This window comes from Marinilabilia sp. (assembly GCF_016278715.1).
GTDB lineage: Bacteria > Bacteroidota > Bacteroidia > Bacteroidales > Marinilabiliaceae > Marinilabilia.
In genome coordinates this window covers 1-11,043 of record NZ_JADQBH010000224.1, presented here as the reverse complement: position 1 = coordinate 11,043, position 11,043 = coordinate 1, and the positions used below count along the sequence as shown (strand labels likewise).

The window sequence follows — 11,043 nt, the reverse complement described above, 5'->3', positions numbered from 1 at the left end:
GCGACGAATAAAATAACACTACAAAATCAAAAGTAATAAGGGAAGGCTGGTTTCAGTTCTTCCTTTTTTTATTCCAAAGTTGCCCAAATGTAACTTAAATGTTAACTTTGCGTTAACACACTTACAGGAACAAGTTGGGAGGCTTTTGAAAACAACTTTAAAGCAAAGGCCATGAAAAAGCTGATATTATTACTCGCAATGGTAGTAACAGGATCCCTGTTGCATGCCCAACTTGTTGAAAAAGAAGGAATTTTCTACGATTTCAACAACAATCCTTACAGCGGCACATATATCGAATATTTTCCAGATGGAAATGTTCGTATCGAAATGCACGTGGAAAATGGTCAGAAAAACGGTACCACCACTTATTTTTTCGAAAACGGTGCAAAAAAAGAAGTCCGCAATTTTGACAACAACAAAATGGACGGAACCTGGATTACCTGGAATGAAGACGGAACCAAAGTTGCTGAAGCCCGCTACAACAAAGGGAAAAAGCATGGTAAATGGTACATCTGGGACGAAAAGGGAACACTTCGCTATGAAATGGAATACACCGATGGTGCAAAAACCGGAGTGTGGTCTATCTGGGATGAAACTGGCACACTGGTTAGTCAGAAAGAGTTTTAATCTGAACCGAAAAACCAAAAAAACCCGCGCCTTTTTGGTTGCGGGTTTTTTTTTGTACATACTATACTTATTTAGTTTCATTACAAACTATCATAAGCGTATAAACCATTCCGCCTCCCTTCTGTCAAAATAAAAATCCACTGTGTCATTATTAAAAATAATGAATCTTTCACTTGACCGTTGGAAAAATAAAAGGTAAGCGGAGTCATAAATGTTGATATACTGTTGTTAAAAAATCACGAGCCCGCTATTACACCTAACCTGCAAGTCTTTAAATAAATCCAAAGAACTATTGAAACCCCAACCCTTATCGATTTACTATAGCTTAAATATTAGAGAAACCTTAATGGGGCTGTACAATGAAAACAAACCGTCGTAAAGCATTTATTTAAACCGACTATAAATTAGACCTTTGAACAACCAAGAGTGCATCCTATTTTATATATTTATGGTTCGAAATATGAAAATTTTCACATGTTTTGAATTGTTCATCCCAAACAACCTCATCCCAAAATAAATTTTGTAAAGAAACAGATAACGAATAATCACCGGTAAAAGATTATTCCACATTACGAAGGAGGACTTGTATGAAAAGAAGAGATTTTCTGATAAAAGGAGCTGGTCTTGGACTGGCCGGGGCTTTAGTTCCTAATTTTGGTGGACTGAATGCAGTTGGATTACCTGCAGAAGAAGGTAAGTTCGATTTGGTCGCTGTACGTGGCGGCGAAGCAGTTGATATGTTCGAAAAAGCAATGGAAGCCCTCGGAGGAATGGGGAAATTCGTAAAAAGCGGACAGAAAGTACTTGTAAAACCCAATATTGGTTGGGATGTTCCGCCCGAAAGAGCAGGAAACACCAATCCCGACCTGATTCACAAAATTGTAAAAAGTTGTCTTGATGCAGGCGCATCAGAAGTAGTCGTTTTTGACCATACCTGCGACCAGTGGGATCGTTGTTATCGCAACAGCGGAGTGGAGGAGGCTGCCCGCAGTGCCGGGGCCAACGTAGTTCCCGGAAACAACGAATCCTTCTATCAGGAAGTATCGCTTCCTCAGGGAAAAAAACTAAAAAGTACCAAGGTGCATCGTGACCTAATGGATGCAGATGTTTTCATTAATGTTCCCATTTTGAAACATCATGGTTCCACAACGGTTTCGCTGGCGATGAAAAACCTCATGGGTGTCGTTTGGGACCGCGGATATTATCACGGAAACGACCTGAGCCAGTGCATTGCTGATTTCCTCACTTACCGCAAACCGGATCTCAATATCATCGACGGTTACCGTATGATGACACGAAACGGTCCACGCGGAGTATCAGTTTCTGATGTAGCAGATCTAAGAGCTCTGATCGCCGGAAAAGATATAGTAGCAGTAGATGCTGCAGCAACGATGATGTTTGGTGAAAAACCCCAGGATATTAAGCACATTCGCATTGCGGATGAAATGGGATTAGGTACCATGAATCTTCAAAACATTGCAATTAAACGCATAAAAATAGCTTAACGATTTTCATAGTCTCTAACCAATTTCCCGGTTTCCGGAACCTGACCCGGAAACCGGTTTATCGTTTAATGACACATCCTATTGTAATGCAACAAGGACAGCCTTTGATTTCTAAAATTGTCCACAAGAAACTGTTTACAATGCAATTAAGAATTCCACTCAATTATCTTAAATAATTTTTTACGAATGATGTTCTACCGTTTCCTCAAGAAAAGCAGGGTGTTTCTTGCATTGTTGGTGTTAATCCTCACATTCGTACTGTTTATTGACCTGTATGAATGGATTCCCAACGAAACATTCGACTCCATTTTATACCTTCAGTTTGTTCCTTCATTGCTGCATTTTCTGGCGGTTTTTTCACTTACCACGGCGGGCGGTTTTTTAGTGGTTTTGTTGTTGACTTTTCTCACAGGACGAATTTACTGTTCAGTCATTTGCCCACTGGGAATATTGCAGGATGTGATAAACAAAATTGCCCGTTGGAAATCGAAAAAGAAAAGGTTCTTTAAATACAAAAAAGCACATCCTGTTTTACGTTACACATTCCTTGGAATCATGGCATTAGCCATAATTTTTGGAGCCGGTTGGATTGTAACCTGGCTCGATCCATACAGCATAGCAGGCAGAACTTTCACCTACCTTTTCAAACCCCTGGCGGTATGGCTCAACAATGGAGTAATAGCTCCTGCTTTACAGAATTTTGAAATCTATTCGGTCTATCATGTAAACTTAATGATGCCTTACCTGGTTCCGGTAATATTATCTTTAGCCACCATTGTTGCCATCGGTTATTTTGCCTGGAAACGAGGACGGCTATTCTGCAACACCATTTGTCCGGTTGGTACGTTATTGGGCGTAGCCTCCAAATTCAGCTTCCTTAAAGTTCAGTTCAATGCAGCTACATGTACCCGTTGCGGGAAATGTGCAGGAGTATGCAAAAGCGAATGCATCGATATCCGCAACTATTCGGTTGACAACAGCCGCTGTGTTGCCTGTTTCAATTGTCTGGACACTTGCCCCGAATTGGCACTTTCTCTGCGTCCGGCTACTCATAAAACCCAAAAACCGGTGGATTTTAAAGAAGCAACCATGCCCAAGAAAGAAATGCAACAAGCTACAGACAGCAACCGCCGTAAATTGCTGGTTACGGGATTGGCATTATTAACCGGAAGCCGTATTTATGCTCTGAAAAAGAACAAACTTCCGGAAAATCAGAAGGATCTTTTACTAAATAATAAGGAATATCCTGTAACCCCTCCGGGTGCATTTAATATCAAACGTTTCAATGACATTTGCACAGGTTGTTCCCTTTGCGTTACAGCTTGCCCCACAGGTGTTTTACAACCATCACTCACCCATTACGGATTAGAAGGATTCATGCAGCCCCACATGGACTATGCTACCTATTTTTGTAATTTCGATTGCACAAAATGCGGAGAGGTCTGCCCAACCGGAGCCCTTCTCCCACTTCCGCTGGAGGAAAAACAGATAACTCAACTGGGAAAGGCCGTTTTTGTAAAACAAAATTGCATTGTCTATACCGATGAAACAGTCTGTGGAGCTTGCTCTGAGCATTGTCCCACAAAGGCTGTGACTATGGTGCCTTATAAGGATAGTCTCCGGATTCCTGAAGTTGACCAGTCCATTTGCATCGGCTGCGGGGCCTGTGAATATCCATGTCCGGTTCCACAACCTTACAAGGCCATTTATGTGAATGGAAACCCTGAACAACAACTGGCAGACAAACCCGATTTTGGCAAAAAACAAGAGATCGATCACGAAGAGGACTTTCCTTTTTAACCAATCGAAAACCTTAATAAAAAGATAGATTTAAGTGATAGATAAGTTGTCACTATTATCAGCGAAACTACTTGTAACCGTTTTATTTGTAGGCTCCTCACACGAAGAACCTCGCCTATTCGGTTTTATAGGGAAGGGAAAATTTGAATTCGTTTGTTTAACGGGCTTTAGCTATATTCAATAGACCGTTAGATATTAAGACAAATGGATTAAAATAAATCGTATTGGGTTGGAATTCTGCATTTTAACACAATGCAACTTTTAGATATAACAGCTGATTATGGGGTCTTTATATAAGCCAAACGGACTATTTTATATTGCTCTAAAAAACAAGACACCTTTTTCCAATCACCATGACTATTAAAAAGTTTAAAACGGTATTATTCTGGGTTTCAATATCAGCCCTGACATTCTCGTGCACCTCTGAAAGCGCCCATTCACTTGTTGATAAAAATGCTACCTCAGAAACGAAAGCATTGTTTGACAACTTAAAAGAACTTTCCCAAAACCATACCCTATTCGGTCATCAACATGCCACCGAATATGGTCACGGTTGGCAAGGCGATGAGAACCGCTCAGATATTCAATCAGTAACCGGTTCACACCCTGCCGTGATTGGAGTAGATATCATGGGCTTTTCAGGGGTTTCGGAAGAAGAAATCAATAAAAATGTGGAAACGCTGCGAAAAAACGTCATTGATACTTACGAAAGAGGGGGAGTAACCACAGTAGCCTGGCATTTTCTCCAATCCGGTTTCGGAGGGTCGTTTCTACTGGGTTGATTCTGTATCTCTGCCCGCCGTAAAGTACATAATTCCGGGTGGTCAAGCCCATGAAAAGTATAAAGAAATACTTACCACCGTCGGAAACTGGGCCAATAGTCTGAAAGCAAAAGACGGGACTTCTGTTCCTGTTATTTTCCGTCCTTTTCATGAATTTGACGGAGATTGGTTTTGGTGGGGTGCCTCCCATTGTACCAAAGAAGAATTCACGGATTTGTGGAAATTTACCGTTTCTTATTTGAGAGACTCGTTGAATGTACACAATTTCATCTATGCTTTTTCTCCTGATAATCGGTTCAACAATGAGGAAGAATTTCTGGAACGGTACCCAGGCGATGAATGGGTTGATATGGTTGGAATGGACAATTATGCTGACCTTGGGCGTGACCGTTATGACCTTGAAACCGCAGCAAAAAAGCTAAAAATCGTTTCGGATTATGCAGAAAAAGCCGGAAAACTGGCAGCATTTACCGAAACAGGGCTCGAATCAATACCCGACACTACGTGGTGGACAGAAACGTTGTTAAAAACAATGCAAATGTACAACTCCAAACTCGCTTATGTGCTAGTGTGGCGAAACGATGTTCACAGTTCTACCCACTATTATGCCCCCTTTCCCGGACACAAAAGCGTTCCCAATTTTCTGGAATTCTACAAGCATCCCTATACTCTTTTTGAAAAAGATTTGAAGAGCATTTACCAATAAAAAAAAAATTTGTAGTCGATAACGAAATGAGCAATGAGAGCCAACATAGTAACTCTTTGATATTATAATCCTCACGTTATTTCATCTCAACGTATAGGCTTTTTAATGAGCTCTTTTTCACTAACGTAAGTAGAAACTAATCTGTCATTGCTAATCCCGACAATTCGGGAAATCAATCTCAACTTGTTAACAACACTCCAATGACTTTTTTAAAGAATTATCTAAGCTGAAAGTGTCGTACATTTATGCTACCAGCATGAAATATCTAGCTGACACAACCATTTAAGCGTTACATTGTTGACTATATAGTTGAATGTTGAACCATAAAAATATTTGTTATGAGTACACACAAATCATCGGCTATATGGAAAGGAAATCTTGCCAAAGGAAAAGGAACAATGAATGTGGGCGAAGGTGCCTGGCAAGGAAATTTTTCAGCAAAATCGCGTTTCGAAGGAAGTAAAGACGGCACCAGCCCGGAAGAATTGATTGCTGCTGCACATGCCGGATGCTTTTCGATGGCCTTTTCTCACGCACTGTCAGAAGCAGGTCATGAACCCGAAAGCGTGGAAACAAAAGCCGAAGCATCCATAGAAAAAGGAGCTGATGGCTTCAGTATCACCAAAATTCATCTGACAACCAAGGGAAAAGTGCCCGGAATGGATAAGGACGAATTTCTAAAAATTGCGGATGAAGCCAAAGAGAATTGTCCGGTATCAAAAGCGCTCAAGCAAGGTGTGGCCATTTCTCTTGATGCATCTTTACTTTAAAAATAGACCCAATCAATTGGGATTAGTTAAGGCTGCCAAAATTCTGGCAGCCTTTTATTTATATGGTAAGCGTTAGTAAAAACACCAATTCTTTGTACCTCTCTTTTTTGAAACAAATCTTCTATCAGCCATTGACCTTCCGGCCATCTATTTGTAAATTAAAAAAATTGAATTCAGACACTTTAAATTTTTAATTATGGCTATAAAAAAAATTTGGATGGAAGATGGTTGCACATCCTGCAATCTTTGCGTTGACATTTGTCCGGAAGTATTCGACCTGCCAGAAGATGTGGCTATTGTCAAAGAAGACGTAAATTATGATGATTATGCCGAAGAGATTAAAGAGGCAGCCGAAAGTTGTCCGGTAGAAGTCATTAAATATGAAGAGGGTTAAAACCTTGTATTTTAATTGTCATCTGAAAATCATTAATCTTCTAAAATTTTCTACTATGAAAATGGTTAAAGTAATTGAAGTTATCGCTTCATCAGACAAAGGTTTTACAGAAGCAACGCAGAATGCTGTGGCTGAAGCCTCTAAGACTGTAAAAAACATTAAATCAATTTACATCGAAAACATGAATGCCAATGTAGAAAACAACCAAATTGTTTCCTATGCCGTTAATGCTAAAATATCCTTTGAGATAGACTAGCACAGTTGATTTCTACTATTTTGTGTTCCGGTTAACCACGGAATGTCCTTGAAGAGATATTTACGGTAGGTTACCCGGTTTTTTTATAAACACTTAATCCGGTATCTTTGCAAAACACAAATTAATCAAGTGAAAAGCATACTATTCAATCCTTCAAAAATCAATCTTCCGGTAAACGAAGTCATCCCCGAAATCCGTGAAAAACTTCAAACAGGAAATACCCTCATTGTAAGTGCACCCCCGGGCGCCGGAAAAAGCACCCTTCTGCCCTTAGCATTGTTGAATGAACAGTGGCTTGGAGACAAAAAAATCATTATGTTGGAGCCCCGTCGTCTTGCTGCACGTACCATTGCCATGCGCATGGCTTCATTGCTCAATGAAGAGGTAGGTCAAAGCATTGGATATCGCATACGTTTTGATAACAAGATAAGTAAAAACACTCGCATTGAAGTGGTCACAGAAGGAATTCTAACCCGTATGCTCCAAAGCGACAATGCCCTCGAAGCTGTAGGAATGGTCATTTTCGATGAATTCCACGAACGCAGTATTTTTGCCGATATAGCCCTGGTTCTCTCACGTCAAAGCCAGGAAGTGCTACGTCCCGATTTACGATTGATGGTTATGTCGGCCACACTTAATTTACCTCATCTCTCAGAAATGCTCGGGGCCCCGGTAGTGGAAAGCCAGGGACGGCAATATCCGGTGGAGATAACGCACACAGGCAACCGTGATGTGATGGTTGTTGCTGAAAATGTGGCAGCGATTGTATCCAGGGCTGCAAAAAACGATAAAGGAGATATTCTTGCGTTTCTTCCGGGAGAAGGAGAAATACGGAAATGTGAAGAGATTCTGAAAAAGAATCTGGTCAATATTGCCATCCATCCGCTTTACGGTCAGTTACCCCCAAAAGCACAACTGGCCGCCATTCTTCCAAATACACATGGAAAACGGAAGGTTGTATTAGCCACTTCCATTGCAGAAACCAGTATTACCATCGAAGGTGTATCCATGGTGGTGGATTCCGGTTACGGCCGTACGTTACAATTCGACCCCGGAACCGGACTCTCACGGCTGACCACCATAGAAATCACTCTCGATGCAGCTAATCAGAGAGCCGGACGGGCAGGCAGGCTGGGCCCAGGCAAATGTTATCGTCTCTGGACGCTGGCCGATGAACACCGAATGCAGGAACACAGAGTTCCGGAAATTGAGACTTCTGATTTGTCGTCCATGATCCTTGATCTGGCGGTGTGGGGAATAACCGATGTCTATTCTCTCAACTGGCCCACTCCCCCTCCCAAATCTCATGTGGACGAAGCTTTGGAGACACTTCATCAACTGGAAGCACTCGAAAACAATAAGATAACCCCACACGGAAAAGAGATGGCCGCCCTCCCTTGCCATCCACGAATCGCACACATGCTCCTCATGGCCGATTCTTCAGGCCACCTGCCCCTGGCAGCTGACCTGGCAGCAATATTGGAAGAACGCGACCCCATGCCCCGGGAAACAGGAATTGATATTAACCTCAGGATAGAAGAACTACGCCGTCAACGACGAGAGAAAAGAAATAACAAACGGTGGAACAAAATCATAAAAGTTGCAGAATACTATCACCGGATGTTCGACAGCAAACCTGAAAACGAATCATTTGACCCTTTCGATACAGGGTTGCTACTGGTTCACGCATATCCGGAACGTATTGCCTCAGCACGCCCCGGAAACGAAGCCCGTTTTCAACTCTCCAACGGAAGCTATGCCATTGCATCACATAAAGATGATTTGGCTCACGAGCCCTGGCTGTCGGTGGCTCACCTGGATGCACGGCAGGGAATGGGTAAAATTTTCCTGGCGGCACCTTTGAATCCTGCTGACCTGAAACCCTTGATAAAAACCTCCGAAACCATTACCTGGGACACCCGGAAAGGAGGCCTGGTTGCCACCCGGGATTTACGAATTGGCAGTCTGGTATTGCAATCAAACCCCATAGATTCGCCAGACCCATACAAAATTTTGACTTCAATTTGCGAGGCAATCGTCAAAGAGGGTGAAAACCTACTGGATTTTAACGACGAAACAGAACAATGGCAAAACCGAATAATCAGTCTTAAAATCTGGCGGCCCGAAGAAAACTGGCCGGATGTTACTACTTCCACCCTGCTTAAAACCTGCAAAGATTGGCTAACTCCCTATTTGAGCAACATCAAACGCAACGAAGACCTCAAACAAATTGAGTTACTCAATGCCTTGCATTATCATCTCCCTCCTGACAAACAAACAGCTCTGGAACGCCTGGCTCCAACTCGAATAACGGTTCCAAGTGGTTCCAACATAAAATTAAATTATCAGCCTGATGGATCAGCTCCGGTATTGGCCGTTCGTCTGCAGGAAATATTCGGAATGACCGACACTCCTACCGTCAACGAGGGTAAAAGACCGGTGTTGTTGCATCTACTCTCTCCTGGTTTCAAACCTGTTCAGGTCACTGCTGATTTGCGTAGTTTCTGGAACAACACATATTATGAAGTAAAGAAGGAACTGAAAAACCGTTATCCTAAACATGCCTGGCCCGAAGATCCATGGAAAGAGGAAGCAATAAGGGGAACGAAAAGAAAGAGAAAACAATAAAATCCAATCTATCAACAAGCAGTTTAAACAATAATTCAGGCATTCCGTTACTTATTTAACAGTATTGGGTTAATACAGAACGTATACACCGTTATACCTTAAACCAAAACGATATGCAAGGGAATGACCAAAACAACTTCATTACACAGTTGCTGGACGACTGCAATAAGGGAGACGAAAAAGCCTACAACCAACTTTTCTCTCTTGTTTACGGGCAGTTGAAAAAAGTGGCTCACAACATCAAATACAACCGTTCGGAGTTTGATACTTTAAACACAACGGCACTGGTTCATGAAGCCTATATTAAACTGGCAGGAAATGAATCATTACAATGGGAAAGCCGCGGACATTTTTACAGTATTGCCTCCAAGGCTATCAGGCACATCCTGGCCGATTATGCTCGAAAAAAACTGGCAAAAAAACGTGAGCATCAACCCGTAGAAATACCGAACCAATTTAATATCAACTTAAGCCAGGAAGCTGCTGAAGATATCGAAGCGCTTGAGATGGCCCTGAAAAAACTAGAGGGGTACAACAAAACAGTACTTAAAATTGTGGAATGCAGGTTCTTTGGAGGTATGAACATCGAAGAAACCTCCCAGGCACTGAACATTTCACCTTCGTCTGTAAAAAGAAGCTGGGCCATGGGGAAAATCTGGCTGCATCAAAAGATAAAACAGATTCAGACTCCCAAAAACATCGAATACTCAGCATAACTCAAGCTTCAATATGGACATTATCAGTGACGAAATATGGCAGGTTATTGAACCTTATATTGATGAAGATATTGGCTCCTCCAATAATATTGAGAACACCCTTCGGGAACTGAAAGATAAATATCCCCAATACTACAAAGAAATCAAAGTTTTACTGGACGAGCGCGATTTAGCAACCTGCTACTTTTCAAGGCTCAGCGAAAATATCAGAAATTCGATAACAGAAAAAGTCTATCCGGAAGGTTACCAAATAGGAGTCTATGAAATCATTGAATTGATTTCGGGTGGTGGAATGTCGCACGTTTACAGGGCCCGACGTACCGATGGCGAATATGAGCAGCAGGTGGCCATTAAAGTACTGAAGGAGAGCCTCCATAATGAGCCGTTGAAAGCACAATTCCGTCGGGAGAAACAAATTCTGGCCAATTTAAATCATCCGCACATTGCATCCATTTACGATAGCGGGTTAACCGAAGAAGGACGTCCCTATTTTATCATGGAGTTTATCGAGGGTTTGCCGATTACAGATTACTGCAATCAACACAATCTAAGTATCGACGACCGGTTAGAGTTATTCATTGATGTTTGCCAGGCTGTAAATTATGCTCATCAAAACCTAATAATCCATAAAGACCTTAAACCGAATAACATTTTTATCGACAAAAACGGGTTCCTTAAATTAATGGATTTCGGAATAGCATTAATATACGAAGATGCAGAAACCGATAACGAAATATTTAACGCCTATACACCGCGTTACGCTTCCCCGGAACAAAAAAACAACGAAAAAATAACCACACTATCGGATGTTTATCAGTTGGGGCTGTTGCTCTGCAATTTATTGACCGGCATCCACTGG

General features: G+C 41.8%; 11 protein-coding genes. All 11 read left to right on the top strand.

Annotated features, from left to right (window positions below; translation table 11 throughout):
* Positions 1-171: 171 nt before the first annotated feature.
* On the top strand, positions 172-627 hold the full coding sequence (locus tag QZZ43_RS13825) for a toxin-antitoxin system YwqK family antitoxin (protein ID WP_291860507.1): 456 nt from the start codon (positions 172-174) through the stop codon (positions 625-627).
* A 587-nt stretch (positions 628-1,214) separates the two neighbouring features.
* Positions 1,215-2,132, top strand: a complete 918-nt coding sequence (locus QZZ43_RS13820) for a DUF362 domain-containing protein (RefSeq protein ID WP_291860504.1) — start codon at positions 1,215-1,217, stop codon at positions 2,130-2,132.
* Between the two features lie 186 nt (positions 2,133-2,318).
* Positions 2,319-3,932, top strand: a complete 1,614-nt coding sequence (locus tag QZZ43_RS13815) for a 4Fe-4S dicluster domain-containing protein (protein ID WP_291860501.1) — start codon at positions 2,319-2,321, stop codon at positions 3,930-3,932.
* A 353-nt stretch (positions 3,933-4,285) separates the two neighbouring features.
* Positions 4,286-4,714: a glycosyl hydrolase gene (locus QZZ43_RS13810; RefSeq protein ID WP_291860498.1), complete on the top strand. Its 429-nt coding sequence runs from the start codon at positions 4,286-4,288 to the stop codon at positions 4,712-4,714.
* Positions 4,671-5,420 carry a glycoside hydrolase family 26 protein gene (locus QZZ43_RS13805; protein WP_367221590.1) on the top strand — a complete coding sequence of 250 codons (750 nt, stop codon included), beginning with the start codon at positions 4,671-4,673 and terminating at the stop codon, positions 5,418-5,420. The genes QZZ43_RS13810 and QZZ43_RS13805 overlap by 44 nt, the downstream gene beginning before the upstream one ends.
* A gap of 338 nt (positions 5,421-5,758) precedes the next feature.
* Positions 5,759-6,190: an OsmC family protein gene (locus QZZ43_RS13800; protein WP_291860495.1), complete on the top strand. Its 432-nt coding sequence runs from the start codon at positions 5,759-5,761 to the stop codon at positions 6,188-6,190.
* A 196-nt stretch (positions 6,191-6,386) separates the two neighbouring features.
* Complete coding sequence (locus tag QZZ43_RS13795) at positions 6,387-6,584, top strand: ferredoxin (protein WP_291860491.1); 198 nt, start codon at positions 6,387-6,389, stop codon at positions 6,582-6,584.
* A 55-nt stretch (positions 6,585-6,639) separates the two neighbouring features.
* Positions 6,640-6,840 carry a dodecin family protein gene (locus tag QZZ43_RS13790; protein ID WP_291860489.1) on the top strand — a complete coding sequence of 67 codons (201 nt, stop codon included), beginning with the start codon at positions 6,640-6,642 and terminating at the stop codon, positions 6,838-6,840.
* A gap of 129 nt (positions 6,841-6,969) precedes the next feature.
* Positions 6,970-9,468 (top strand): ATP-dependent helicase HrpB, encoded by a 2,499-nt coding sequence (gene hrpB, locus QZZ43_RS13785; RefSeq protein ID WP_291860487.1) that lies wholly within the window; start codon positions 6,970-6,972, stop codon positions 9,466-9,468.
* Positions 9,469-9,581: 113 nt separating this feature from the next.
* Positions 9,582-10,184, top strand: a complete 603-nt coding sequence (locus QZZ43_RS13780) for an ECF-type sigma factor (RefSeq protein WP_291860485.1) — start codon at positions 9,582-9,584, stop codon at positions 10,182-10,184.
* A 13-nt stretch (positions 10,185-10,197) separates the two neighbouring features.
* Positions 10,198-11,043: serine/threonine-protein kinase (locus QZZ43_RS13775; RefSeq protein ID WP_291860483.1), on the top strand; the 846-nt coding region annotated here is incomplete at its 3' end.